This is a genomic window from Pseudoalteromonas sp. MM1, from assembly GCF_030296835.1.
Lineage (GTDB): Bacteria > Pseudomonadota > Gammaproteobacteria > Enterobacterales > Alteromonadaceae > Pseudoalteromonas.
Genome location: NZ_AP027923.1, coordinates 124,318 through 149,617 on the forward strand (window position 1 = coordinate 124,318; position 25,300 = coordinate 149,617).

28 protein-coding genes are annotated in these 25,300 nt (G+C 38.3%); 27 read left to right on the forward strand and 1 reads right to left on the reverse strand.

The annotated features are described in order from the left end of the window. Nucleotides 1-6: 6 nt before the first annotated feature. The 22 genes from tssH (at nucleotide 7) to QUE46_RS17300 (ending at nucleotide 20,817) form a co-directional block, all read left to right on the forward strand. Complete coding sequence (gene tssH / locus QUE46_RS17195) at nucleotides 7-2,610, forward strand: type VI secretion system ATPase TssH (RefSeq protein ID WP_286248813.1); 2,604 nt, start codon at nucleotides 7-9, stop codon at nucleotides 2,608-2,610. Between the two features lie 238 nt (nucleotides 2,611-2,848). Continuing rightward, nucleotides 2,849-3,328, forward strand: a complete 480-nt coding sequence (locus tag QUE46_RS17200) for a type VI secretion system tube protein Hcp (RefSeq protein ID WP_024032870.1) — start codon at nucleotides 2,849-2,851, stop codon at nucleotides 3,326-3,328. A gap of 74 nt (nucleotides 3,329-3,402) precedes the next feature. Beyond that, nucleotides 3,403-5,280 carry a type VI secretion system Vgr family protein gene (locus tag QUE46_RS17205; protein ID WP_286248819.1) on the forward strand — a complete coding sequence of 626 codons (1,878 nt, stop codon included), beginning with the start codon at nucleotides 3,403-3,405 and terminating at the stop codon, nucleotides 5,278-5,280. A 7-nt stretch (nucleotides 5,281-5,287) separates the two neighbouring features. Further along, the gene (locus QUE46_RS17210) at nucleotides 5,288-5,644 is read left to right on the forward strand and encodes a hypothetical protein (RefSeq protein ID WP_286248821.1); all 357 of its coding nucleotides are present in this window, start codon (nucleotides 5,288-5,290) and stop codon (nucleotides 5,642-5,644) included. A gap of 37 nt (nucleotides 5,645-5,681) precedes the next feature. Beyond that, nucleotides 5,682-5,972: a PAAR domain-containing protein gene (locus QUE46_RS17215; protein WP_055015739.1), complete on the forward strand. Its 291-nt coding sequence runs from the start codon at nucleotides 5,682-5,684 to the stop codon at nucleotides 5,970-5,972. Between the two features lie 2 nt (nucleotides 5,973-5,974). Then, the gene (locus tag QUE46_RS17220; protein ID WP_286248824.1) at nucleotides 5,975-7,000 is read left to right on the forward strand and encodes a hypothetical protein; all 1,026 of its coding nucleotides are present in this window, start codon (nucleotides 5,975-5,977) and stop codon (nucleotides 6,998-7,000) included. Further along, nucleotides 6,997-7,848, forward strand: a complete 852-nt coding sequence (locus tag QUE46_RS17225; RefSeq protein ID WP_286248826.1) for a hypothetical protein — start codon at nucleotides 6,997-6,999, stop codon at nucleotides 7,846-7,848. The genes QUE46_RS17220 and QUE46_RS17225 overlap by 4 nt, the downstream gene beginning before the upstream one ends. Continuing rightward, nucleotides 7,848-12,686 carry an RHS repeat-associated core domain-containing protein gene (locus QUE46_RS17230; protein ID WP_286248828.1) on the forward strand — a complete coding sequence of 1,613 codons (4,839 nt, stop codon included), beginning with the start codon at nucleotides 7,848-7,850 and terminating at the stop codon, nucleotides 12,684-12,686. The genes QUE46_RS17225 and QUE46_RS17230 overlap by 1 nt, the downstream gene beginning before the upstream one ends. Further along, the gene (locus QUE46_RS17235) at nucleotides 12,683-13,075 is read left to right on the forward strand and encodes a hypothetical protein (RefSeq protein ID WP_286248829.1); all 393 of its coding nucleotides are present in this window, start codon (nucleotides 12,683-12,685) and stop codon (nucleotides 13,073-13,075) included. The genes QUE46_RS17230 and QUE46_RS17235 overlap by 4 nt, the downstream gene beginning before the upstream one ends. Before the next feature lie 283 nt (nucleotides 13,076-13,358). Beyond that, nucleotides 13,359-13,673, forward strand: a complete 315-nt coding sequence (locus QUE46_RS17240) for a hypothetical protein (protein WP_286248831.1) — start codon at nucleotides 13,359-13,361, stop codon at nucleotides 13,671-13,673. Between the two features lie 42 nt (nucleotides 13,674-13,715). Next, nucleotides 13,716-14,030 (forward strand): hypothetical protein, encoded by a 315-nt coding sequence (locus tag QUE46_RS17245; RefSeq protein ID WP_286248833.1) that lies wholly within the window; start codon nucleotides 13,716-13,718, stop codon nucleotides 14,028-14,030. A 64-nt stretch (nucleotides 14,031-14,094) separates the two neighbouring features. Continuing rightward, a complete protein-coding gene (locus tag QUE46_RS17250) occupies nucleotides 14,095-14,418 on the forward strand; it encodes a peptidoglycan-binding protein (protein WP_286248835.1) in 324 nt (107 codons plus the stop codon). Further along, entirely contained in the window at nucleotides 14,415-14,861 is a 447-nt protein-coding gene (locus tag QUE46_RS17255; protein ID WP_286248837.1) for a hypothetical protein, read from the forward strand. Before QUE46_RS17250 ends, QUE46_RS17255 begins: the two co-directional genes overlap by 4 nt. After that, nucleotides 14,858-15,388: a hypothetical protein gene (locus tag QUE46_RS17260; protein ID WP_286248839.1), complete on the forward strand. Its 531-nt coding sequence runs from the start codon at nucleotides 14,858-14,860 to the stop codon at nucleotides 15,386-15,388. The genes QUE46_RS17255 and QUE46_RS17260 overlap by 4 nt, the downstream gene beginning before the upstream one ends. 55 nt (nucleotides 15,389-15,443) lie before the next feature. Further along, a complete protein-coding gene (locus QUE46_RS17265; RefSeq protein ID WP_286248841.1) occupies nucleotides 15,444-15,878 on the forward strand; it encodes a hypothetical protein in 435 nt (144 codons plus the stop codon). Nucleotides 15,879-15,953: 75 nt separating this feature from the next. Next, nucleotides 15,954-16,322, forward strand: a complete 369-nt coding sequence (locus QUE46_RS17270) for a hypothetical protein (RefSeq protein ID WP_286248844.1) — start codon at nucleotides 15,954-15,956, stop codon at nucleotides 16,320-16,322. 107 nt (nucleotides 16,323-16,429) lie between these two features. Then, nucleotides 16,430-17,134 (forward strand): ChaN family lipoprotein, encoded by a 705-nt coding sequence (locus QUE46_RS17275; RefSeq protein WP_286249256.1) that lies wholly within the window; start codon nucleotides 16,430-16,432, stop codon nucleotides 17,132-17,134. Then, complete coding sequence (locus QUE46_RS17280) at nucleotides 17,134-17,715, forward strand: hypothetical protein (protein WP_286248847.1); 582 nt, start codon at nucleotides 17,134-17,136, stop codon at nucleotides 17,713-17,715. Before QUE46_RS17275 ends, QUE46_RS17280 begins: the two co-directional genes overlap by 1 nt. A 105-nt stretch (nucleotides 17,716-17,820) precedes the next feature. Continuing rightward, nucleotides 17,821-18,087 carry a hypothetical protein gene (locus QUE46_RS17285; protein ID WP_286248849.1) on the forward strand — a complete coding sequence of 89 codons (267 nt, stop codon included), beginning with the start codon at nucleotides 17,821-17,823 and terminating at the stop codon, nucleotides 18,085-18,087. Nucleotides 18,088-18,177: 90 nt separating this feature from the next. Further along, the gene (locus tag QUE46_RS17290; RefSeq protein WP_286248850.1) at nucleotides 18,178-18,957 is read left to right on the forward strand and encodes a hypothetical protein; all 780 of its coding nucleotides are present in this window, start codon (nucleotides 18,178-18,180) and stop codon (nucleotides 18,955-18,957) included. A 238-nt stretch (nucleotides 18,958-19,195) separates the two neighbouring features. Next, nucleotides 19,196-19,627, forward strand: a complete 432-nt coding sequence (locus QUE46_RS17295) for a DUF6795 domain-containing protein (RefSeq protein WP_286248852.1) — start codon at nucleotides 19,196-19,198, stop codon at nucleotides 19,625-19,627. Nucleotides 19,628-19,650: 23 nt separating this feature from the next. Then, nucleotides 19,651-20,817, forward strand: coding sequence for a lipase family protein (locus QUE46_RS17300; RefSeq protein ID WP_286248853.1), 1,167 nt, complete (start codon nucleotides 19,651-19,653; stop codon nucleotides 20,815-20,817). 14 nt (nucleotides 20,818-20,831) lie between these two features. Here QUE46_RS17300 and soxR read toward each other — a convergent pair whose 3' ends face one another. After that, complete coding sequence (gene soxR / locus QUE46_RS17305) at nucleotides 20,832-21,293, reverse strand: redox-sensitive transcriptional activator SoxR (RefSeq protein ID WP_286248854.1); 462 nt, start codon at nucleotides 21,291-21,293, stop codon at nucleotides 20,832-20,834. A 77-nt stretch (nucleotides 21,294-21,370) separates the two neighbouring features. Here soxR and QUE46_RS17310 point away from each other — a divergent pair, with 77 nt between their 5' ends. From QUE46_RS17310 to QUE46_RS17330, 5 genes are all read left to right on the forward strand, one after another. After that, nucleotides 21,371-21,844, forward strand: coding sequence for a flavodoxin family protein (locus QUE46_RS17310; RefSeq protein WP_286248856.1), 474 nt, complete (start codon nucleotides 21,371-21,373; stop codon nucleotides 21,842-21,844). A 64-nt stretch (nucleotides 21,845-21,908) separates the two neighbouring features. Further along, nucleotides 21,909-22,421, forward strand: coding sequence for a DsrE family protein (locus tag QUE46_RS17315; protein ID WP_286248858.1), 513 nt, complete (start codon nucleotides 21,909-21,911; stop codon nucleotides 22,419-22,421). Continuing rightward, on the forward strand, nucleotides 22,421-23,044 hold the full coding sequence (locus tag QUE46_RS17320; protein WP_286248859.1) for a GDSL-type esterase/lipase family protein: 624 nt from the start codon (nucleotides 22,421-22,423) through the stop codon (nucleotides 23,042-23,044). The genes QUE46_RS17315 and QUE46_RS17320 overlap by 1 nt, the downstream gene beginning before the upstream one ends. A gap of 123 nt (nucleotides 23,045-23,167) precedes the next feature. Further along, on the forward strand, nucleotides 23,168-24,718 hold the full coding sequence (locus QUE46_RS17325; RefSeq protein ID WP_286248861.1) for an EAL domain-containing protein: 1,551 nt from the start codon (nucleotides 23,168-23,170) through the stop codon (nucleotides 24,716-24,718). Between the two features lie 58 nt (nucleotides 24,719-24,776). Next, a complete protein-coding gene (locus QUE46_RS17330; protein ID WP_286248863.1) occupies nucleotides 24,777-25,298 on the forward strand; it encodes a hypothetical protein in 522 nt (173 codons plus the stop codon). The last annotated feature ends 2 nt before the right edge of the window (nucleotides 25,299-25,300 follow it).

Below are 25,300 nucleotides of genomic sequence, written 5' to 3' on the forward strand. Positions count from 1 at the left end.
CACTGTATGTCTTCGATGACACTCAATAAATTAGTTGAAAAACTAAGCCCTGATTGCAGAAAAAGCCTAGAGGCCGCGGTTGCAATTTGTAATAGCAGAAGCCACTTTACAGTGGAGCTTGAACATTGGTTACTTGCCATGATTGAGCAGCAGCTCGATGATGTTAGACTTATTTTTGGCTCTTTTGACATTGATATTGAAAAAGTAAAACAAGACTTAAATCAATCTTTAGAAGCGTTTAAAACCGGTAGTGAGTCATCACCTAGTTTGTCTGTACATGTTACGAGTTTATTAAAGCAATCTTGGTTAAGTACCAGTATAGAGTTTACTGATAATCAAATTCGTAGTGCCTACGTTATTTATACGCTTGTAAAAGACGATACTTTATCGAGCTTAGTAACGCGCTGTAGTAAGTTATTTAATAAAATAGAGCCTGGGCAGTTACTCCATGCATGGCCAGAAATAGTCGCCCAATCGCAAGAACGTAATCATTCAGTACAAAGTACGGCGAGTCAATCGGCTACTAACTCTAAAACCCCGAGCCTTGATCAGTTTACTGTTGATTTAACGGCACAAGCAAAAGCCGGAAAAATAGACCCCATTTTAGGTCGCGACTTCGAAATTCGTCAAATGGTAGATATTTTAACTAGACGCCGTCAAAACAATCCAATATTAACTGGTGAAGCGGGTGTAGGTAAAACTGCTGTAGTTGAAGGTTTGGCACTAAGAATTGCACAAAAAGATGTGCCAGCCGTACTGCAGAACGTAAAAATTCACAGTTTAGACTTAGCACTACTTCAAGCTGGCGCAGGCATGAAAGGTGAGTTTGAAAATCGTCTTAAATCATTAATCAACGAAGTAAAAAATGCAGTTAACCCTGTTATTTTATTTATTGATGAAGCTCATACTATGATTGGTAGTGGTGGAGCAGCAGGTCAAAACGATGCTGCTAATCTATTAAAACCAGCACTTGCTCGTGGTGAGCTTAGAACCATTGCCGCTACAACGTGGGCTGAATATAAAAAGTTTTTTGAAAAAGATGCTGCGTTAACGCGTCGTTTCCAAGTGGTAAAAGTTGAAGAGCCAACGCCAGAAAAAGCAGTGGCAATGTTGCGCGGTTTAGTGCCAGTGATGGAAAAACACCATAAAGTGTTTATATCTGAGCAGGCTCTTGAAAGTGCCGTGCATTTATCTCATCGTTATATTACGGCAAGGCAACTACCCGACAAAGCAGTGGCATTATTAGATACTGCTTGCGCACGGGTGGCAATGAGCCAAGCATCTACACCAAACACTATAGAGCAACTTGTAAATCGATTAAGCGAAATAGAGACACAAGTGCAAATGTTACACCGTGAACAAAAAACAGGTTTAGATCATTCAGTGCAACTAGATACACTTAAAACTGAACTTGTAACCATTGAAGAGCAATTAGCACCATTAACTGAGCAGTTTAAAGTAGAAAAAGAAATTGTAGCTGAGCTTAATCAGGCACTCGAAGCTATTAATTCAGATCAAGATAACTCATCAGATGAAATTTTAGCCAACCTAAAGCAGAGCAAAGAAAAGTTAACTGCTTTTGAACATAATATGGTTCATTGGCAAGTGGATGAAGAGCTTATTGCACAGGTTATATCAGATTGGACTGGCATACCTGTTGGTAAAATGCACGAAGATGAAATACATGGCATTTTAAACCTCGCGCAAGAAATGAAAAAACGTGTTGTAGGGCAAGATCATGCTTTAGATTTAATCGCTAAAGTCGTGCAAACATCTCGCGCACAATTAGCAGATGAAAGCCGACCTAACGGTATTTTTATGTTGGCTGGTCCAAGTGGTGTAGGTAAAACCGAGACTGCACTTTCGCTTGCACACGAAGTGTATGGCAGTGAAGAAAATGTCACCATTATTAATATGTCTGAGTTCAAAGAAGAGCACAAAGTATCACTACTGCTTGGTTCACCTCCAGGGTATGTAGGGTATGGCGAAGGTGGCATATTAACCGAAGCCGTGAGAAGAAAACCGTACAGTGTAGTATTGCTCGATGAAATGGAAAAAGCACACCCTGGTGTACAGGATATTTTCTATCAAGTATTTGATAAAGGTACAATTAAAGACGGTGAAGGCCGCGATATCGACTTCAAAAATACAATCATAATTATGACCTCTAATGTGGGTACTGATACGACCATGAGTTTATTTGAAGACGAAGAAAGTAAGCCGAGTATTAAAGGTTTATTAAAAGCATTACAAGATGATTTACTAGCATCATTTAAGCCAGCTTTTTTAGGGCGAATTAATGTAATACCTTATATTCCATTAAGTGACGATATTCTTACAGAAATTGCATCACTACAAATTGCTAAAATAATTAAACGCGTTAAAAAGCATTACAATGCTGAGCTTAAATATGAAAATGATGTGATAGAATATATTATTGATAACTGCCAAAATGCTGGGTCCGGTGCTAGGAACATTCACACCATTTTGCAAAATAAACTATTACCTTTACTGTCGGAAGTTTTACTTTCTAACATGATAGATGATAAAGAAATAGATAGTATATTTTTGTCAGTTATAGATAATGAATTTAATATTGAGTTAAATTAAAGTTTATTTAAATTAACTTAGTATTAAGGTTGTTTCTTTATTTTTAGGGTATTATAATTTTGGTGCCTTAAATCACTACATGGAATTTTTGAGACATTGTCTTCATCTAAGGAAAGGAATCTGAAGGCCTTTTCATTGCTGTATTAAAGATAATGATTTCAAAGGAATTTTTGGGAAACCAAAGTAAATAATCCAGTCTAAATGGATAACATTGTTTAATTAAAAGGAGCATTATCAAATGCAAGCAAATACATATTTAAAATACGGTTCAATCAAAGGCGAAACTACAGCTGAATCTTTCAAAGATTTAATCACAGTATTATCTTTAGATTGGAACGTAAGCCGTGAAATTAGCGCAGCAACTGGTACAGCAATGGACCGTGAGTCTAGCTCTACTCGTCTTGGCGACGTAACTATCACTAAACTTCAAGATAAAGCATCTCCGGATCTTTTCAAAGAAGCAACTATTGGTAAAGGCTTACCAGCTATTTTCCATATCACTAAACAAGGTGATAAAGTTGAAGAAATCATGAAAATTGAACTTACAGATGCAATGATTTCTAGCTACTCTGTATCAGTGCAAAACGATCGTCCTATTGAAACAATCACTATCAGCTACACAGAAATGATGATGACTGTTACTCCAACAGACGACAAAAATAACATTACTGCTCCACTTGTATACGGTTACAGCGGTGTTAAAGGTCAACAAATGTAATTTTTGTTACCTTATAATGGCTCTGGGCTTTTGCTCAGAGCTTTTTTTGATCTTTAGGATGGGAAAGGCAAGGAATGCAACAAGCAACACAAGATAATAACGTAATTCAAATTAGCACCCCTGCTGGTAAAGATGCCCTCTATTTAACTCGTTTTGTTGCCCAAGAGGCAATGTCAGATTTATTCGTTATGTCTGCCAATATGTACACGATTGGTAAACAAATAGCACACGAAGATTTAGTAGGTAAGCCTGTATCTATTAAAGTAAAAAATGCACAAGGCGGTGGTGAGCGTTACTATCACGGAATAGTAAGTCACTTAGTTTCAAATGGTAGCCGCACAGCTGATGTAGAAGAACAAAAAAACTATATAGATTACCAAGCAACGATAGTTCCGTTTGCAGCATCAATGCGCAATCGTAAAAACAGCCGAATATTCCAAAAGAAAACAATTAAAGAAATAATTGCTGACCTATTTGGCCAACACAATGTTGCCTTTAGCGATAAAACCAGCAAAACATACCCTAAGTATGAGTACTGTGTTCAGTATCAAGAGTCAGACTTTGACTTTATCCAACGACTTTTTCAACAAGAAGGTATTTTTTACTTTTTTGAACATACGAATAGCAGCCATACACTCGTACTTGCAGATGATATAACTGCTTATGAAGTGTGTGACGAAGCTAAAGTTGTTTACTCAACTGGCCATTTAAGCGAATCACACGTATCACGTTGGCAGGGTGGTTTAAGTATTGCGCCTGGCAGCTTTAAACGTGTTGGTTACGATTTTAAACAGCCATCACGCTACCCAGATGGTGAGCAAGCAAACCCAGAGCTCCCGACGCAATCGGTATCAGAAATTTTTGAATATACGGGCGAGCAAGAATGCCACCCGCGCGCAGCTAACTTAGCATCAGTGCAGCTTGAGTCATTACAGCGAGACATGAAGCTTTCTAGTGGTCGCAGTGATTGCCGTTCATTCACTGTGGGTAGACTCTTTAGCTTTAAAAAGCACGAAGACCCACGCCTTGAGGGTAAAACATTTGTCATAACCTCTATGATGACCTCAATTACAGTGCCAAACCAATCTGGCTCGCAACAGTCATCGGTAGAGGAGGTGTATTCAAATCACTTTGAATGTGTCCCAAAAGAAATCCCTTACAGAGCACAAATAAATAAGAAAAAACCGGTAATAAATGGGGTTCAAACTGCAATTGTAACTGGCGATAGCGCCGATGAAATAATGATTGATCAATATGGTCGCGTAAAAGTGCAGTTTGATTGGGACCGAGAAGGCAAAAAGGATTCAAAAAGCTCATGCTGGATCCGTGTAGCGCAAAACTGGGCGGGTAAAAAGTGGGGGGCGTTTTTCTTCCCGCGGGTTGGCCAAGAAGTCCTAGTAGACTTTATAAATGGCGACCCAGATCAACCCATTATTAGTGGCGCTGTTTACAACGCAGATTTAATGCCTCCGTACGCATTACCTGGCGAAAAAACACAAAGTGGTATTAAAACACGCTCTACAAAAGAAGGCGGAGCTGATAACTTTAATGAGCTAAGGTTTGAAGATAAAAAAGGCAGCGAGCTTGTTTATATTCAAGCAGAAAAAGACAAACAGCTTTACGTAAAAAATGACCAAAACGACAAAACAGATCACGACCATAATATTGAAATTGGCAACGATCGAAAAGTTGATATTGGCAATAATGAAACCCTTAAAGTGGCAAAAAACCGCAGTGATGATATAGGTGAAAACGACACATTAAAAGTGGGTAAAACACTTAATATTGAAGCGGGAGACGAAATAGTAATTAAAACAGGCTCTGCACAAATTAAAATGAGCAGTAGCGGTAATATAACTATAGAGGGCACTAATATAGATATTAAAGGCAGTAATGTTAAAGTGGATGGTAGTGCCATTACTTTATCTGCCGGTATGATTAAATTAAATTAGTGCAATTATGGAAATAATAAATAGTTTTTACTCAGGGTATAGAAACGGCATTAATAATAACGGTTATGTTGTATATTGCCGTTATGGATTGCCTCATTTAATTTGTTTGCCTTTAAATAGACCTGATGATCCGTTGCTAAATCCTGCATTAACGCATTTAAAAGCAATGAATGGTTATTACGCTAATCAGTTTTTGAGTAATTTACATAGTGCATTAAATAGTGAAGATGTTATAGCTGCTTTGTATCAATATGCTCTACAAAGCCCTGTATCTATTTCTGATTACAACAAAGCGGAATTAATTGATACGTTATCGGGTTTAGTTGCTCAAAGTAAATTATTAATTATTCCTTTATTTGATTAGTTTTATTGTTAAAAAGTAAATAAGACAAGGAGTCTTTATGGGTAAGCCCGCAGCTACAATTGGTCATATGCATGTATGCCCTAAAACAACAGGTACAGTCCCACATGTTGGCGGCCCTGTTGTGGTTGGCTCTGCTAATGTATTAATAGGTGGAATGCCTGCGGCACGTAAAGGCGATATGTTAGTATGTGTTGGCCCACCCGACAGCATAAAGTCAGGCTCTGGTAGCGTAAAAATTAACGGTAAACCCGCAGCTCGAATGGGTGATGATAGCTCCCACGGCGGAAAAATTGTTGTTGGCAACCCTACTGTATTAATAGGTGGCTAATTTTGCTGTCTACCTACTTAAGTAATCATCAAGCACAATTACTCAGTATAAGTAAGGCGCAGTGCTGCCCGTTTACTTCGGTAGGTTATGTAAAAACACTTAAAAAAAAGTTGTTAGAAACAACTTGGCTAACCGCTAAAAAAAATAATACTCCTCAAAATTTTACCCAACCCGATTTAACACAACTTAATGCATTAGTAACTAGCGAGCAAAGCCTTGATGTAATTTCGCAAGCATGTATAGAAGTGATGGCTAATTTACCGCAAACAATTAACCTTGCTTTTATAAATGCTTTGCTAAACAGCCCGTCCTTGCATGGCTTAGCAAAGGTTGTTATTCATAAAGTTTTATTACAGCAACACAGCTTTAATTTAATTGCATTAATTGACTTAAACACTCTTTATTTTGCGTTAGCTAATAGCACTGAACAAGAAGTAACAACAGCCGAAACAGTCTCGTTTATCAGCGCGTTTAACCCTAATGCCAACATAAAAGTGCTAAAACATGTGTTTGATGAGCTATGTAAAAGTAAGCTTGTTAATTCACCGTTAATGTCGCTTTTTTTATTATCACTAAGTTGGGAACAGGTAAACGCTTTAAGTAACTACGCAAGCCACGTTTTAACAGTAGATGATACGTTGCATGTGCTATTACAAAGTGGCTATGTAAAGTTAGTGCCTTTAGCGTGTATGTCGTTAAACCAAGTAGAAAACCCAACAGCTATTATTGCCTTAATAAGGCGTATGCTTGGCGATAAACTCGATTTACTCGTAAGCTATGACATTCAAGTAAGCGCGTTTAATGCAAATCAACAAGCACTAGTTGCCTTTAAGCAGCAGTTACAGCAAAACTGGCCTAAATACGAGGAGGAGCTTTGCGTACAACGGTTAGTAGCCGGTAAAGCACTTAATCATAAGTTAAACGCAATAGAAATGTCGGCAATGGACTGTTATAGCCAAGCAATATTCAATTTGTATACCTACTACAAATCGATGGCTAAAAATGTAAAAGCAGAGGCGCAAGCATGAAGGCGTTTAACGTAAACGTAAGCTGTTTTTCTACGCCTTTGTCGCAAGACATAGATACACTGTTATATGCAGATACTCCAAACTCACCTAACGGTATTAATTGGCAATCATGGAATGCCTGTATTTATGATTGCATAGTAAAAGCAAAAGAGCTTTTTGCAAAAGTAGAAGACTTAAACTTGCCACTTGTATGGCTATTGCCAGCACTGGCGTACCAAGATGAGCTAAAGCAGCTTTTAGCAAAAAGTTTTAAACAGTTGTTCCCTGAACATGTAGAGCACTTATTATTTTATGGTGCTGTTGGCGCTAATACGTTAGTACAAATGGCGGGGCAAAAAAAATGGCGTAAGGCAAATGTTATAGCCATTGATGCAACCTATAAAGCCGATAAAAACAATGAGTGGGTATACTTAGGAGTAGGTGGTGCACTCGCGACTATTGAAACGATTAAAAGCGGCTGGATGCAAACAAGCCATGAGCTTGCCCCTTCAATAGATTTTATAAAGCACGACCAACTAGGCGGTATATTTTCAAATATTGCACAGGGTAATAAAGACTATATAGATCTTATATTTGCACCTGGCAACGGCATACATCAGCAAAGTGATGTATGGCTGACTAATTTACAATTGCTCAGTAATTTAATTAATGAGCATACACATTATGAATTACCTAATTACAAATTAGGTAAAATGGGTGCACTTGAAGGACTTGTCAATTTATATCTATTGACCTCAAGCCCGGCTATTGTAAATCACTTTAAACACGCGTTAGTGATTTCTCAAGAACAATCAAAATACCAGGCCGCAGCATCATACTTATGGATAAGTGAGGAAGTACACAACTAATGCAAAGTAATACAGTTGTTTTACAAGGAACGAGTTACCCCATTTGCCTAGTTGCTGGCAAAGGCCAAACGCCGTCAGGTTATGCACCAACAGTGGCAAACACCCCTGAAACGGCTAAACAACAAATAGCTCAAATTGGTGGTGCGTTAACTGGCGATGCTGCCAAACGCCTTGATGTAATTAATTTATTAAATAGTGCAGGCGTTAGCTGCCCACGCAGTGCCTCTGCCCGCGAAACCGCAAGCGTACTTACGCAGGCCTTAGTAAGTGGTGCCGTAACGTGTTACCACCAAAAAGCAAAGTCGGCTATTCAGGTAAGCGATAACACAAATAGTGGCTCAGCGGGCAAAAAGTCGAACAAAAAATCAAGCTCAACCGCATCGGGTAAAAGCGCAACGCAAGCACCTGCAAAAAATACGGGTGGGGCAAGTAATAACACCGCAAGCGAAGAGCCCATTACAAATCAAGAGTGCCGCTCAGATCCGGTTTCAATGCTGTCGGGCGAAGAAATTCTCCCGCTTATCGACTTTACCCTAGCAGGCAGCCGCCAATTAGTGTGGCGACGTTTGTATCGCTCATCTCATGCTGATTTGTGCACAACAATGGGTAATGGTTGGCGCCACGACTTTATGGCAAGCCTTACAGAGCATTACTTGCCGCCGCCAAAAGTGGGCCCTAAGCAAAAAGGCACCTATTGGTTAGAGTACCAAGACGAGCACGGTGCTAAACATAAATTTGAAAAGGTAAAGCCTGGCCAATCAAGCTATCAGTTAAGTAGTAACCTTGCGCTACATTACCAAACAAATGGTAAGCAAGTCCTTGTAACGCCAGACGACCAACACCTTACGTTTAAACCGGGCGAAAGCGCATGGTTGCTTGAAAAAATAATTAACGAAAAAGGCCAAAGCATCGCGTTTTATTACGATGCAAAAGAGCGCCTACACCGCATAGAAGTAAACAAAGTACGTGGCTGCATTATTAGCTACAACGCGCAAGGTTTATTAAGCAAAATAGCAGCGTACCACACCGATAAGAACAACAAACAGCAATTACTATCGCCATTACTAGCAAGCTATGAATACGACGAAAACAAAAACCTTGTTAAGGCTACTAATCAGCAAAACGAAACTGAGCGTTACGCCTACAACGCCGCTAATTTATTAACAAAGCGTACCCGAGCCAGTGGCTTTAGCCATCATTTTGAGTGGGATAGCTACTCACCTAGCGCTAAATGTATAAAGCAGTGGGGCGATAACAACACCTATACTTACCAGTTTGAATATAACCTAGAGACTGGTGAAACAACCTGTATAGATTCTCGCGGCCACAAAGAGCACTTTGTACATAACGCACAAGGTAAATTGGTAAAACATATCGACCCTAACGGCAACGTTTGGCAATATACATACAATGCGCAAGGCCAAAAGCTCAGTGAAATAAAGCCCGATAGCAGTACAACGCGCTATAGCTATACACCTTTCGGCCAGTTAGAAACATTAACGCAGCCAGATGGTAGCCAAACGCATTTTGCCTACAATCAACTTGGGCAACGTGTATTAACTACCTTACCTGATGGCCAAACCGTTACACGTAAATACAGTGTGGCTGGCTTATTACAAAGTGAAACCTTTGGCGATGGCCGCACTACATTATACAGCTACGATAAGCTTGGCCAGTTAACTCAGCATATAAATAAAAACGGCCAAATCACCAAGTTTATTTGGAACGAGCAAGGCGAGCTTTTAGCAAAGCATCATAACGATGAGCTAATACGTTACAGCTACGACAGTCTAGGCCGCGTAAATGCCACACTGAATAACGCAGGCTTACTCACTCAATATAAATACAATGAGCACGGCCAGCTTACACAAACCATTGCCTTTGATGAAAACGACCCTGAAAATAAACAGCATCAATATTTTAGTTACGACGAAGCAGGGCGATTAATTAGCTCGCAAAACAGCAAAGGCGACACCACCGAGCAACACTTTGAAGGGCTAAGCCAACCGCATTGTGTTATTCAGCCCGATGGCAGCGCGCTGCATTTAACGTACGACAAAGAGCGAAACCTAACCGCCATCGAGCGGAGCGACGGCCACGTATACCGCATAAGTTACGATGCGAACGAAAACCCAACACAAATAACCGGGTTTGATGGCACGCTACAGCAATATAAATACGATGCCTGTAACCGCTTAGTCTCAGTAACGCAAAGTAATAAACGCCATGTAAAAATAGAGCGCGACAGCCTTGGCCGCGTAACTGCGCAGCATGCAAGCCTTGCCAGTGACTCACATATCGTTAATAACGCCAATTACTACAGCTACACAAAGCAAGGTAAAATTGCGCGTGCACATAATGCGCAATCAACACTTAAACAACGCTTTGATAAAGGCGGCAGGCTACTGTGCGCCGAGCAAGTAAATAACCAGCAACAAGCGCATACCTTAAAATACAGTTACGACGAATACGGCAGAAGGCAAACCCTTACCCTGCCAGATTTAACTACGCTTAAATACAGTTACAATCAGTTTGGTCAGCTAAACGCTATTAACTTATTGCAAGCCAATAGCGAAGCGAATGATTCAGCTAGCGCAGAAAAGTCGCTTGTAACATTAAGCTACGACAGCCAAGGTAATATTAAAACCCAGCAGTTTGGCAATAGCATAACCCTTACTCAACAGTTTGATGTATTCAACCGTTTAACGCAGCAACAGCTTACACACCCAGCGCAAGCATTATTTGATACCTGTACGTACAATTACGACAGCGTAAACCAGCTCATTGCCCGTAAAAACGAAGGCGTAAGCAGCCAAAATATCAATTTTGAATACAACAGCCTCGGGCAGTTAATACAACAAACATTGGCAAGCTCACGTGCTGATACAACCACACACTACCAGTGGGATAGCTTTGGTAACCCGCAAAGTCAGACTGTTCAATCAAACACAAACGATGCAGACCTTAGATATACAAGCACGTGTGATAAAGAAACTAGCGATACAGCTAACGGCGAGCAGGGTATAGAACATAATGCTGCCAGTAACGAGCATACAGCCAACTCTTCTATTGATTTAACACACGCCACGCATAGCGAATACAATGAGCTAGCGCTAAATAGTAGTGAAAATAGTAGTAAAAATAGTAGCAACGCTGACTCAGTAGCAAACAATGAAGGCACTAACAACACCACAATAAACAGTGCTACCGACGCCGACCGCCTAACACGCTTTGGCGACAGCGATTTTTACTACGATGAGTTTGGTAACCAAATACGCGAAACCGGTAAAGGCATAAAAACCCGCCGTGAATACAACGCATTTAATCAGTTAAGCTGTTTTAACAACAACGGCACGCTCACGCAATACGACTACGACCCATTAGGCCGCCGAATTGCCAAGCACACCGAGCACGGTAAAATTGACTACATTTGGGATAACGACCAGTTAATTGGCGAATGCCAGCACGGTGAATATACCTGGTATATCAACCTCCCGAATCAATTTCACCCAATTGCGCTGATTAAAAAAGGCGAAGTGTACTACTACCACCTAGACCAACTTAACACCCCACGTTTTGTAACCAATAACAAAGCAGAAGTTGTGTGGGAAAACCAAGCCGATGTGTATGGTTATGAAGAGTTAAAAGCAGAATCAAATAAAGAAGACTCTTTCACTCAACCAATCCGTTTTCAAGGGCAATACCTTGATGAAGAGAGCGGCTTACATTACAACCGTTATCGCTACTACAGCCCCAAGCAGCAGCGCTTTATAAATCAAGATCCAATTGGTTTAGTGGGTGGCATAAACCACTATCAATATGCGCCAAATCCGGTGAATTGGGTAGATCCGTTTGGGTTGAGTTGTAAGGAAGGCATAGCTACTGTATTAAGAATAGGTCGTGGTAAAGATACTCATTTTGCTATTCAGATAAAAACTAAATTTGAGGTTACTAAAACTCATCAGCTAGGTGGAACTGATGATAATGGTATTAGTAGTAGGACTCTTATTGATAGCTACGATGAAGAGGATGATTTTGCTGGCAAATTAATAGAAAAAGCTACAATAAAACTACCAAATGCGATTGCTGCGATTGATTTACAAAGACAGCTAATACTCAATAGTGAAATAGCTCTTGATGCCGCTGGTGGTGATCCTGATAATTTACAAACTCCTTTATATGATGCTGCTACTCAAAGCTGCCTGACGCATGTTTTCGATGTGTTGGAGGCTGGTGGGATAGAAGGCACGCCAAAGAGCTCCTCTATTAGAGATAAATCAGTCCGTAAATTTACACGTGATATGATGAATGGGAAAATTGGCGAAGAAGAGGTTTCTGAAGTTGTGGAAGAGTTTGAAGATAACAAAGCAACTTGGAAGATTGATAGTAAAGGTAGGCCTATTTCAGTTGAGGCAACGTTAAAATCTACTTACCATGGTAAGCGCTCATCTAAAGAGAAAAAAGCACAAAGTGAAGCTGGTGGTGAGGCTAGGTTAGCTGATGATGATGGCGGTCATCTAGTTGGCCATCGCTTCATGAGCGATCAAGGAGAGAAAAACTTATTTCCACAGAACTCTAACTTCAATCGAGGTAGTTACAAGTCGATGGAAAATGAGTGGGCAGATTGGACTGAAGCCGGGTATGAAGTGAGGTTGAAGGTTTCTTTAGAACCACCGGGTGCCGTTCGGCCTACTGATGTCATTAGTGAATATGAGGTGTGTGACCCTGATACTGGTGATGTGGTTTATGAAAAGCGGCATAAGTTTAATAACCAAAGTGGTGAGACTTTTGGTCGAGTTACTAAGAAAGATATTGAGAAGTTGAAGGGATTGTTATGAATATAAAAGATGAAACATTAATTGAAATTGCGGGATTATTTTTACGTTGTAAAAAAGTTGAGGAAAACCCTTGGACGGAATTTGTGTTTGTTTTTGAGTTCGGAGAAGGGCACATATCTAATTCAGGTTTTTTATACAATGGCGAGAGGGTTAGACCTGCTACAGCTTCAATTGAAGATGAACAGTTGCTATTAGACAATACTTTAGAGCAACTAAGAGAAGATATTTATCAGCAATGCGGTGAAAAGTTCAATCAACTATTATTTCAAATGGAAAATGAAACGAAGCGTTTTAAAATAGATTTTGAATTTGATGATCCAAAACGGTGGGCTATTACACCTAGTAATATGTTCGAAATGAGAGAGAAACTTCGCCCCAAGTTTGACTGAGTTTTAACGTAATATTAATAAATACGTAGAGTATCTTACGAGTATTATAATTAAGTCTAATAACGTTTTTATTAGGCTTAAAGCTTTTTAAACTTGGAAGTCACAGATGAAACCGAGCAAAAAATTAAATTTTACTATTAATTCAAGTGAAAAAGTGTGTAGTCATTTACATGATCTTATTGATAAAGAAAGCGAAATAATTCCAAAACCATATATTATTGGAATCAGTGCTGAACATTATACTCTAACTTGGTACTGTGAGCTTTGTTGTGAGAAATATTCCTTGCCGACTCAGGGAGTATTTTTATTTGACTTTCCTGAAGATAAAGAAGAGTACGACGACCTTGCTTCTTTGAAAGAGCTTTATAGTTTTAAAGATTTAAAGTCATACGTTGGTAGTTTACTTAATTTTAAAGTATCAGAAGTATGCGATAGCAATCCATTTTTAGCATTTGATAAAGATGAAGGCTCTACCCCAAAACACGTTAATCAAGAACTATTTTATTCGTTATCGAGATTAAACGACGAAAAAGTAGAGCAGATGGTAGAGAAAACATTAATGGTGCCATTTGGCACAGTGATTGACGTAATCGACTAATTTAATAATAAATCTCTTACATAGGTGTACTAATTATTTATTATGATGTGTATAAACACGACCCACTTAACACTCCAAGACGTTGCTTCTTTTACGCTAAAAAACAATCCCAGCGAGCAATTTAAAGAAAAATGGGGTGACGAGTATTTTAGCCGCGCAATATCATTATGGCGTGGAGCAAAGGAATGTTATTCAAAAAGTGAAGAATATAACTTCACTGTACAAGAGCTTTTATTTGTAATGAGCTATGAATATGCTGTTGCGCCCTACAGCTCTGAAAATAATGACGCTATTGAGTTTTATAAATGGTGTTTTGAAAATTTAAAGAAAAATAAACTAGACACCCACTTTAAATAGTGGTGCCGATTTACTACTAACACATTGTAATTCAAAATATAACTTTAAAGAAAAGGATGCTTCGATGGCAGCAATCAGAATAACCCAATCTGTTGGATTGGGTGGTGCTAACAGTTTAAATGATGTAAAAACTGTACAAACCGCTTTGAATAAATTACTAAAACTTATTCCACCTACTCAAACTTTAATTGTCGATGGTCGCTTAAATCCTCGTCCTGAGAGTTCAAAAACTATTGCTGCTATTAAGTTATTCCAAAGCAAAGTATTAAACATGGTTCGTCCTGATGGAAAAATAAATCCCAATGATGCTATTTTTCGCAAAATCAATGAAAAGCTCGCCTTATTTAACTCTCAAAAAGCAGGAATGAAAGATCCTCAACTTTTTTGAACAATGTAATAAAACCAACGCTGTTAAAAATCGGTTTATCATCAAAAAAAGCAGAAGTCTTATTGCTAGGTACAGCGATTCAAGAAAGTCGATTGAAGTATCGTCAACAACTAGGCGGTGGACCTGCGTTGAGTTATTTTCAGATAGAGCCTGCTACTCATGATGACATTTGGGATAATTACCTAAGTTACAGAGGAGAGTTAGCATTAAAAGTTAAAAGCTTAATGACTACTGAAGATAAGTTAAAGGAGCTAAAAGAGAATGATGCTTATGCATGCGCCATTGCTAGAATTCACTATTTAAGAGCGCCAGCTGCCTTACCTGAAGCTAATGATACTAATGCGCAGGCACAGTATTGGAAAACTTATTATAATACGCCACTTGGAAAGGGAACTGTGCAAGAGTTTATCCATAATTGGCAAACATACGGAGTAAGTATATGAATGTTTTTAAGGTCTTAATTTATACTCTGCTATTAACGATAAGTCATACCGCTTTCGCGTCAGAATGTTTAAATATAAAAGTAACTAAGCCTATAAAAGTTGATGACAAAACAGGGCTATTACAGTCATTGAAGTTTGAGCAAGTTAAATTACTCCACAAAGATAAGTCAGGTATTTGCTTGCCTACAAGGGATACTTACATTTTGTCTTTTAGTGAAGGGATCCCTTTTATTGCCACTCGATTAAAAGGCCACACGCCAGAAATAACATTGTTCGAAAAAGGCAAAAATTATTATGCATTAATAAAGTTTTATGCAGGTAATAAATTGCAAGTACTAAAGGGATATCAAATCATCAACTCAGAGCTATACGCGCTCCCTAATTTTACTTTAAGTAGTAATGTAAGCAATATTAGTATTGATGAAGGGGTTATTAGCGTAAAGAATACTAAGTTAGTTGAAGAGCACTCAATTGATTCAGTTACACTTTACAACTTTGATTTATCAGGTGTATCAGTTAAGCATTAAGTAATGTATTTACTAAATAACTATAATATTGAACTACCAAGGGTATTAAAAAAGCATGATAAAAAGTAACCTTGGTAAGTTTTTTCTGATTATAGCCTTGTTTTTTATTGCACCGTGTAATGAAGCTCAAGGTGCTACGCAAGTTATATTTAAATGTAATGCGGATGTACCTACACCTATTGAGCTGGTTATTAACAAAGTAGGGAGTAAATTTCACTTAGCTGAATTTACTATAAATGTAGCCCCTGTTATTGATTCAGCAGACTTTAAAGCTGTAGAAAAATCGAGCTATCATCGCTCTTTGGTTACTGAACATAGTTTAACTTTTAATGGGGGAGAAAGTGAAGTTATAGTAAGTGATTACTATAGCGAAGAGTTTGATACAGTAACAAAAGAAAACACAGTCACACTACAAAAGAATGATATAAAGAAATATTGGGCTTGTGACAGTACTGCTATTAGTAAATTAGCTTCTATTGAAGATTTTTAGCCAATTAGAAGGCTGATCGCGCACACTATTTTATTAAGCTTTATTTTTTGTGCTAATACTCAACATACTGATTTATTGGAGCTTGATGGCTTTAGAAAAGCGGTCAATAGTGCTGACTATTTAGCTAAAGTAAAAATTATTAAAGTGGAATCTTTTCAAGAGGTTGATGGTTCCCAAAGGCATGTTTTTACCGCTGATGTAGTTACTACCTATAAAGGCTCAACTCATAAACAGATTTCTTATGAGATGTTTGTTGAGAGAGGTGAAGATGTAATGTGTAACTCGGCGCCCATTTACCTAGCACTTTGTAAGAGTTTAAACGGGTCTTATTATTGGCCTGGTACGGGTTCAGAGTTTAAACCTACACCTGTTATTAATGCTTGGATTAATGAAAATAGAGTTTCCCTTAAACTAGCACGCACACCTGCAGGTTGGTGTGACTAGCTTGGGTTTTTGAATAATATTAAGAATATTAAACATAAGGAAATACAGTGAGTAAAATAAACACGGATGTAAATTACAGAACAATGGCAGGTAACGCGCGCTTAGTGATGCTCGGTGAATCTAGCCACAACCCAGCTATTTATAAATTTGAGGCTATTAAAGCACTTAGACAATTGAAAGCTTTTGGGTTTACTCACTTTGCAATCGAAATGCTACCAAGGTCTATGCAGGAGAAAATAGATTTTTATCAACGCACTGGTAAAGGCTTTAATGTTATTCAGCAATATTTTAATGATAACTGGCGTTGGGGCTACGGCGTGCCAAATAGTTATGGTGAACTAGTTAAAGCGGCTAGAGAGTTAGGATTAAAAATTATTGCTTTGGATTTAACTTTAGATGAAATGGATTTGATTGACGCTTCATGTAGTTACAATAATTCAGTCGCAGGAAATTGTTTTAATAGCCATACAATAAGAAATATGGTTTGGACACAAAATATTAGTAATATTTTAAATACGTCTAAGCAGAATAAAATTATTGCTTTTATGCATAGGTGGCATGCTGTGAGTTCTACTAATTATCAAGAAGGCCTAGACACACTGATAAAAGCGCAAGGTATTTTAAAAATTAAATTTATCGATTTTATTGGTGGGTCAGTTTGTTACTCACAAACTGATTGCAAGGGTTACTCTGATGAAAAAGAAGCGCTTAAGCAAAAGTACTTTTATCGAGAGGGCTTCCCGTTTAAATCAGCAGTGACAACTTATCAGGTTCACTTACCTGAAAATTCAGCTCATATGAAAGGGCTATAATGGTGAAAACAATAGCTACTTTTCTTTTTACTACCGTAACATGTTTTGGTGCGATGGCAGGAACTCTTTTCCCTAACCTTGATATTAATGATCCTAACTTATCGCAAGATAAAGTCATGCGCCAATGTCAAAAAAGCTTAATGCATGCACCTCAAGAGCTTGATGCTTGGTGTGATAAAGCCTATAAAATGGGATATTGGCAAGCTCTAGAATTGGTAGGCCTTCATACAGGTGATGGAAGCCGCTATATTGCTGAGGCAAGAAAGCATGCCGAAGAAGGCGACCCTGACGGTATTTTAGCTTTAGCGTATGTATATAGTACCGGACGTTTTGTTACTAAAGACTTAGCACAGTCTATAAATCTTTATAATCGTTACCTAGCTGATAATAGTAATAAAGTTAAAGAAAAAATGAGAGTGCAAAGGACTCATAAAGATCTTTATTTAATTTACACTGAGCTAGGCAACTTAGAAAAGGCTGCTGAACATAAACGCTTTTTAGATGAAAGTAACTATGAAAAAATCAGAAAAGAAATGTTTGAAAAGCAACTTAAGGATTCGGGGATTTCTTTAGATAATTAAGAAATGAGCATTTACTCAAACTATTTATAATTAGTACAAACCATTAAAGTTATTGCACTTTTAAAGGAGCTATAAACGCCTAAGCTAAGGCACTATAGAAATAATATGGAACAACAAAACCAACAAACACTAACTAACCTTGTTTACGATATATACGAAAACCCAACTTTAATAGAAGAGCATCAAGTGCTTATAAACCCTTTGTTGAGCGATTTAGTTGCCACTGCGCCAGCTGGGTTAGAGGGTATGGCGACGATGATTAATACCCATATTTCGAATGGGTTTAAATTCAAAAATCCTAAAATACAAAAATTTGAACTTGAATCAGGGCTTTTAAAACTTAAAACATACTTTCAAAAAATAAACCTATAACACCTACCTCTTTTTATTATTGAGCACCCACATTTTTAATTTTAATGCAGCACTAGTGCTGCATTAATTTTTTCTCATCAAGGATGATCTATGAGCCTTATCACCACGAGTATTTTAATGCTGTTTTTACAGCCTTTATTTGTATATTTAGCTCTTTTTAAAGAGTCAGATCGGAGTACTCCAAGCCGTTCATTAGATAACGAAGATGCTATGTATCTATTTATAGCGCCAGGGTTAGCTGTATTTTATTCTGATGACTTTTGGCAGGCGATACTTTATTTAGGAAGTGTATGCCTACTAGGTTTAATGCTCGCCATTATTGTAAAAAGCAAAGCTAAAAAAAGGTTAACAAGGGATGACGCTATCGGGTTTACTATTGCCAGTTTTTTATTTTTTTGGATTATAAAATTAATTATTGGTGGGATAGGGTATCTCTTTACCGAAAATGCCGCGAATGCTTCAGCGGCCGACATAGGCCAGCAAGCTTATTCATCAACTTCAGGTGAGCTTTTAAACTGGGGGTATTTATATTATCAGTTTTGGCCAACGTTATACTTTTTACTCTTAATGCTAGCCACATTAGCTATAAAAATAATTGAGAGCCGGTTTGATAAACATTCATTTTCAGGCTCGCTGCTAATATTGGGCGCAGTTTTAGCTGGCGTATCACCGTTATTTGGCAATGCTTTTATTTTAGGTGTTATTGCTAACTTTTTTATATTTTTTGTTATTTGTACGGCATGTATAGAAATTGATAAAAGGAGCGATCCTTCAGCGGGTGCTATTAGTTTTATGTATGCTTTTTTGCTTATGGGCGGCATCATGTTTAGTGGCATTGGTAAATTAATATATACACTATTTTATAATTAGATTAGTGATTGTTTTTTGATTAAAAAACATGCAGTATAATTGTACCTAATTAGTATGTTTCCCTACTTTTTTTAATATAAATATGGTTGGTGTAATTAATTGGCCATAAACATTAAGTATCTTATAGCTAGGTCTTGGGAGAGTGTTTGCTTTGTTTTTATCGCGTTTAAAAATTTTTGTGTTGGTAATAGTCTCTATTGCCGTTGTTTTTTTTACTACATCACAGGCTTGTGCAGATATGTTTGGCTTTTTTAATAAACAAGAATTTTATTTATCGGCTCCAGTAAAAGGGCAGTTATTAGATAATGGGCAGCCAGTTGCAAACACTAAAGTAATGCGCTCACTCACCTATGGCGATGAATACGTTGACGAAACCACAACAGACGAACACGGTTATTTTACATTTACAGAAAAAACAATAAAAACAGGTAAGCCCGCTAATATGTTTGATAACGACTCGTTGGTTCAACATATTTATTTAGAAAACGGCACGCCAGAAGGAATTGTTTTATGGTACACGCTTGTTTCAATTCATGAAAAAAGTGACACACTTAAAGCGCTTCTTGCACACTTAGAGTGTGATATTGGCCAAGAGCCACAAACTTACGATATTCCAATTAAAGAAGATACAAGCCACACCTTTGCGATATACACATCATGTAAACTTTAACTATTAATTTAAAGGGAACTTATATGAATACTTTGACACCCACTCAAGCCGTACAATTAGCAAACCTTGCTTATAAAGCAAAAAGTATTAAAACCACTAATTTACTCAATCGCACACTTCATGCCTCTTTGCGCGACAATTTTAACTTTTCAGTTAACCCTGGCGCAGTACAAGGCGTAACGGGTAGTTTTTTCTCACATTTATTTAATTTAAGCACGGGGTTTGCTTTAGTAGGGCATGGGCTTGGCGCGTATGAGGGCGATTCGGTTATAACTATTCGCGGTACTAACTCGCTAAGAGATGGATTAACCGATGGACACTTTGGCGTAAGTGGTGGGTCAAATGGCAGTATGGTACATGCTGGTTTTAATAAGACTTTTTATAGTATGAAGCCTGCGCTGCAAGAGTTTATAGCTGCGAATATTCAAGATAAAGTAACGGGTTGTGTTCACTTAGTTGGTCATAGCTTAGGAGGTGCACTAGCGACGCTTTCTGCTGATTGGATCAAAGCTGAGTATTCACTTCCTGTAAAATTATATACGTTTGGTTCGCCACGTGTTGGGCTTGAAAACTTTTCTCGCGCAGCAACATCCAGAATCGATAAAATATACCGCTGTACACATGGGGCAGATCCAGTGGCTAAAGTGCCTTTGTGGCCTTTTTCGCATGCTCCGCATAACGGCCAAGAAATACGTTTAGATAGTGGACAAGGTTTAAAAGGTGCTGCACATACTCTTGCTGGTACGCCTGGCTACTTAAACACGGCCAATAGCAATAATTGGAACAACTTAACTATACAAGCTAATCACTTTTTAAACATGCCTGTGCGTTTAAAATTTGAAGACCGAAACCAAGCATCATTTACCTCACATTGGGCAGATAAACTAGGTGCGGCATTAATTACCCTTTTAAAAGATGCGGGCTATTACAGCGCAGTTGCTGCCCAAGCTGCCATTGGAACCGGGCTCACCTTTTACGATATGTTGGCGCGAACGCTTGATAAAATAGCTAAAGCGTCAGCCTCGTTTGCAACACAAACATTAGGTTTACTAGGGCATATGTTGGTGTTTGCAGGCAAGGTAATCAGTAAAGCGGTAGAGCTGACTTATAGCTTTATAAAATCTGTATTCGATTCTACCCTAGGGGCTTTATACAGAGCGGCAAAAGAAGGATTAAGTGGCTTAGATTAACCTTAACTTAGGCCTCAATCTCGCTCTAACAAAATAGCACCACTTTGGTTTTCTCCTAAGTGGTCGTTTTTGTTATAAATAGGGCATTTGCTCATTGATAAGCACCCACAACCAATACAGCCATCAACGCGGTCGCGCAAACGCTGCATATACGCTATGCGCTCATCTAGCTGTGCTTGCCATTGCTTTGAAAGGGCTGCCCAGTCTTCTTGTGTGGGTGTGCGCTGCTCAGGTAATGTGGCCAGAGTGAGTTTAATTTCATCAAGTGTTATTCCCATGGCTTGTGCGGCTTTTATTACCGCTATACGGCGCAGTACATCTTTTTTGTAGCGGCGTTGATTGCCGCTATTGCGCCAACTACGTATTAGCCCTTTTGTTTCGTAAAAGTGCAAGGTTGATACTTTTACGCCGCTGCGCTTGGCGACATAACCTACGGTTAGGTTGGCTTCAGTTAATTTTTTTTGCTGTATTGGCATTATTTTAAATTTCCGTTTGACCTCAATATAACTTGAGGTTTTAAGCTTCTTGCAACATTAAAAAAGGAGCTAACTAAATGCAACTAAAACTTGAGCGTAGCACTGTTATTATTTACTCAAGCGCACGTAAAAATGGTAATACGCAGGCACACGTTAACAGCTTTGCTGAGCAAAATAATGTGCGGGTAATATGCTTAGATGATTATAAAATAGCGCCGTACTGTTATAACAAAAACTATAAAAGTGATGATTTTTACGCTGTATTTGAAGCGCTTTTAAAGTATGACCACTGGGTGTTTGCCTCACCCGTTTATTGGTACAGCACCACAGTACAAATGAAGTTATTTATTGATAGAATAACCGACTACATGGACGATGAAGCATTAAAACCAAAGTTACGAACGCTGCGTAGTAAGCATTTTTCTGTGCTTTCTAATGCCTCATCAACCGAAGCCCCCGCCTGTTTTATAGAGCAGTTTAAAAATACCTTTAGCTATTTAGGTATGCAGTTTATTAACCACAGCCATAAAAGTACCCAAAAGGTTGCTTAAATTGCAGCCTTTTTTGGTTGTCTCTGGTAGTTTAGTAATCATATTAAAAACACAGGATTGTTTTATGAAATATTTATTAGGGTTAGTACTGCTTTATAGCTCGTTTGTTAGTGCTAATGAGCAACCAATTAAAGGGTTTGGTAATTATTATGATGTACCTAAACACGATAAAATTAATAGCTCTACGGTATTTAAAATAGCATTTGATGTTGCCGATGGCGCTAAAAAAGGCGAGCAAAATCATGCAATAAATTCGTTAGCGCGCTTTATTAATATGCATGTAGCGCATGGTGTAAAGCCTGAAAACATACAACTTGCATTAGTTGTGCACGGCAGCGCAAGTGTTGATGTGTTAGCTAATAGCGAATATAAAAAACGCTTTAGTGCTAACAATAAAAACCAAGCCTTAATTGAACAGCTACTTGCTAAGAACACTAAAGTGTATGTGTGCGGGCAATCTGCTACTCACTTTAAAGTAACGCCAGCGCAGTTAATTGATGGCGTAAACATGTCGCTTTCTGCCATGACCGCGCACGCTCAGTTACAACAACAAGGCTATACGCTCAATCCATTTTAATGACACAAATAACAAAAAAAATTCTCTGCTTTGGGGATTCTAATACGTGGGGCTTAAACCCCGAAACAGGTAAGCGCTATGATGAAAGTGCTCGTTGGACAATGCTTTTAAATCAGCAGCTTGGCTCTGAATATAAAGTAATAGAGGCAGGACAGCCAAATCGTACGCTAGTGAATAACCCGCCTTTTACGGGGGAGCTTAATGGGATTCGCTATTTAAAACCCTACTTAGAGCAGCATGTGCTGAGTATTATTGTTATAGCACTTGGTACTAACGATTTAAAAAAGCGTTTTAACTTAGCACCTGCAGATATAGCAACTAGCGTTACACAGTTAATCAGCTCTATTGAGCAGTTTTACTCGCCTGCAGATTTACCCCAAATAATTATTATTGGTCCTTTATTTATTAATCCTCAGCCTGGGTTAAGTCGTATTTATTTAAATTACGAACAAAAGTTGTTGCCTTTAAATGTACTCTTTGAACGTATAGCACAAGAATATGGGCTTAATTATGTTGATATTTCAAAACTTAAAGCCCCTCTAGGGAGTGACGGTATACATTTAAATTACCAAGGCCATAAGCAGTTAAGTGAGCTGCTAAGCCAAGTGGTTTTGCAATTATAATGCAACCAAATCAATAAATTAAAAATGTAATGTGGTTTAATTATTTTACAAGCTTAATTGCTTTTATGCACAGATATGCAATTATTATTGCACCTGTCTTACACTGCTTCTTTAAAAGGTGTTATGAAACAATATCAACGTAGGTCGTTAATTGCTGTAATAAGCGGTGTCGTAGTTTTTGCGATATGTGCTAGTACATTACTTTATTTTGCTGCACAAAAACTAGGCCGTCAGTTAGCGCGCGACTCAAATTATATTGTTCAACACATTGATGCTGCAGCTACAGAGCGCAGAAGCATTTTAACCCGCCTTAATAACTCGAACGCTAAACAATGTAACAACAATACACTAATAGAAATGCGCCGCGCATTGTTTGATGCACAATACGTGATAGATATTGGCTTTTTTATAAATGATGAACTTGTGTGTACGACTGGAGCTGGTAAATTAGCCAAGGCTATTAAAGATAACCCACCTGATTATATCCGCACTGACACTAACGATAATAAATCTGTAAGAGTAAGGTACGAACCGCAGTTGTATTTGCTTTTGTTTAGTGGTCGAGCAATGGAAGTAATCATTGTAAGGCAAGGCAGCTACAATTTAATTGTAGATACGCGGGCCTTTAACGACAAAGTGATTGTTTCTCCTCAGTGGGAAGTGCTTTATAAAAACAGCGATAACATGTTTCATCTAGCAGGCTCTAAAGGGGTTTATGAGCAGGTAAAAAGTAATGCATTTTTACCTTATGAGTCAATTATTAAATGCAGTACCGATAACCCAGGATACTGCGCAGCAGCGCAACTACCGTGGAGCCAATTTTTTGCAGATAATCAATTTTTATTGATTATTTCGATTATTTTAATTTCGTTAGCTGGTGTATCGAGTGGGCTATTAATTGACTACAGCTTAGCGGCTAGGCGCTCAACTATTACGCGCGTGCGCAAGGGGCTAAAAAAAGGCTCATTTTATTGGACCTACCAACCTATTATTTGTTTGCAAACAGGTAACGTTGTTGGTTGTGAGGCATTGGCCCGTTTTGAAGATAAATACGGGGTTTTATTTCCTGATCAATTTATTCCTATTATCCGAAAAACAAATTTAACGTGGCGCTTTACTCAAGCTATGATTGAAAAAGTACTTTATGAGCTAACTACCGTTGAGGAGTTGCCACGTAACTTTAAAGTTTCTATTAATATTTTTCCTTACGATGTAGAAACAGGCAACATTGCGCTTTTAAAAGACATACCGGCACTTACTGATTCGCGCTTTATTATTTGCCTAGAAATAACAGAAGATGAATATTTAGACTCAACAGTTGCCCATACTCATTTTAAAAGCTTGGTTGAGGCGGGTTTTAATTTATCGATAGATGATTTTGGTACGGGTTATTCTAACTTAAAAAATCTACAAAACTTGAGCTTTCATCAACTTAAAATTGACCGCACCTTTGTGCAAGACATAACCACACAAGGCTTAAAGGCATCGATGATCCCTAATATAATGGCCTTGGTACGTAAATTTAATTACACCTGTGTAGCAGAGGGCATAGAAACAAATGAGCAAGAAGCCATACTAAAACAAGCTGGCGTACATTACGGCCAAGGTTGGAAATACGCCAAACCCATGGCGCTTAGTGAGTTTAAAGCGTATTTAAAATTACAAACAATTTAAACGTGTTTTACCTCACGCACGTATCAGTAGGGTATTTATAACAGTGTAAGGTTTAAAAATGACTAAAATAATAACCAGTGCATTTATGGTGTTAATGCTTAGCGCTTGCTCAGCCCAATACCCAAACCAGCAAATTTTAGGTAAGCAGTTTCCAACCATTAGCGGTCAAAGCCTAGATGAAAAAAGCGTAACTATACCAAGTGATTTTAAAGCCGATAAAACCTTGTTACTCATTGGCTATAAACAAGACAGCCAATTTGACATAGACCGTTGGTTAATTGGCTTAGACATGACAGGTGTTACATTGCCAACTTACGAACTGCCCACCATAGCAGGCATGGCACCGCGAATGTTTAGTACATTTATAGACAGCGGTATGCGTAAGGGCATACCAAAAGAGTTATGGGGTGGGGTAATCACTATTTATAAAGATGGTGAAACTGTGCAAAAATTAACAGGTAATAAAAACCCCAACAATACACGCGTTATTTTAATAGATAGCCAAGGTAAAATTTTACATTTTTACGATAGGGGCTTTTCGGTAGAGGCGCTTAATAAACTAAACGAAAAAATTAAATAAAG

Coding starts and splice junctions, on each gene's coding strand:
- tssH (WP_286248813.1), top strand. CDS start 7: ATGTCTTCGATGACACTCAATAAATTAGTTGAAAAACTAAGCCCTGAT.
- QUE46_RS17200 (WP_024032870.1), top strand. CDS start 2,849: ATGCAAGCAAATACATATTTAAAATACGGTTCAATCAAAGGCGAAACT.
- QUE46_RS17205 (WP_286248819.1), top strand. CDS start 3,403: ATGCAACAAGCAACACAAGATAATAACGTAATTCAAATTAGCACCCCT.
- QUE46_RS17210 (WP_286248821.1), top strand. CDS start 5,288: ATGGAAATAATAAATAGTTTTTACTCAGGGTATAGAAACGGCATTAAT.
- QUE46_RS17215 (WP_055015739.1), top strand. CDS start 5,682: ATGGGTAAGCCCGCAGCTACAATTGGTCATATGCATGTATGCCCTAAA.
- QUE46_RS17225 (WP_286248826.1), top strand. CDS start 6,997: ATGAAGGCGTTTAACGTAAACGTAAGCTGTTTTTCTACGCCTTTGTCG.
- QUE46_RS17230 (WP_286248828.1), top strand. CDS start 7,848: ATGCAAAGTAATACAGTTGTTTTACAAGGAACGAGTTACCCCATTTGC.
- QUE46_RS17235 (WP_286248829.1), top strand. CDS start 12,683: ATGAATATAAAAGATGAAACATTAATTGAAATTGCGGGATTATTTTTA.
- QUE46_RS17245 (WP_286248833.1), top strand. CDS start 13,716: ATGATGTGTATAAACACGACCCACTTAACACTCCAAGACGTTGCTTCT.
- QUE46_RS17250 (WP_286248835.1), top strand. CDS start 14,095: ATGGCAGCAATCAGAATAACCCAATCTGTTGGATTGGGTGGTGCTAAC.
- QUE46_RS17260 (WP_286248839.1), top strand. CDS start 14,858: ATGAATGTTTTTAAGGTCTTAATTTATACTCTGCTATTAACGATAAGT.
- QUE46_RS17265 (WP_286248841.1), top strand. CDS start 15,444: ATGATAAAAAGTAACCTTGGTAAGTTTTTTCTGATTATAGCCTTGTTT.
- QUE46_RS17275 (WP_286249256.1), top strand. CDS start 16,430: ATGCTCGGTGAATCTAGCCACAACCCAGCTATTTATAAATTTGAGGCT.
- QUE46_RS17280 (WP_286248847.1), top strand. CDS start 17,134: ATGGTGAAAACAATAGCTACTTTTCTTTTTACTACCGTAACATGTTTT.
- QUE46_RS17285 (WP_286248849.1), top strand. CDS start 17,821: ATGGAACAACAAAACCAACAAACACTAACTAACCTTGTTTACGATATA.
- QUE46_RS17290 (WP_286248850.1), top strand. CDS start 18,178: ATGAGCCTTATCACCACGAGTATTTTAATGCTGTTTTTACAGCCTTTA.
- QUE46_RS17295 (WP_286248852.1), top strand. CDS start 19,196: ATGTTTGGCTTTTTTAATAAACAAGAATTTTATTTATCGGCTCCAGTA.
- QUE46_RS17300 (WP_286248853.1), top strand. CDS start 19,651: ATGAATACTTTGACACCCACTCAAGCCGTACAATTAGCAAACCTTGCT.
- soxR (WP_286248854.1), bottom strand. CDS start 21,293: ATGCCAATACAGCAAAAAAAATTAACTGAAGCCAACCTAACCGTAGGT.
- QUE46_RS17310 (WP_286248856.1), top strand. CDS start 21,371: ATGCAACTAAAACTTGAGCGTAGCACTGTTATTATTTACTCAAGCGCA.
- QUE46_RS17315 (WP_286248858.1), top strand. CDS start 21,909: ATGAAATATTTATTAGGGTTAGTACTGCTTTATAGCTCGTTTGTTAGT.
- QUE46_RS17320 (WP_286248859.1), top strand. CDS start 22,421: ATGACACAAATAACAAAAAAAATTCTCTGCTTTGGGGATTCTAATACG.
- QUE46_RS17325 (WP_286248861.1), top strand. CDS start 23,168: ATGAAACAATATCAACGTAGGTCGTTAATTGCTGTAATAAGCGGTGTC.
- QUE46_RS17330 (WP_286248863.1), top strand. CDS start 24,777: ATGACTAAAATAATAACCAGTGCATTTATGGTGTTAATGCTTAGCGCT.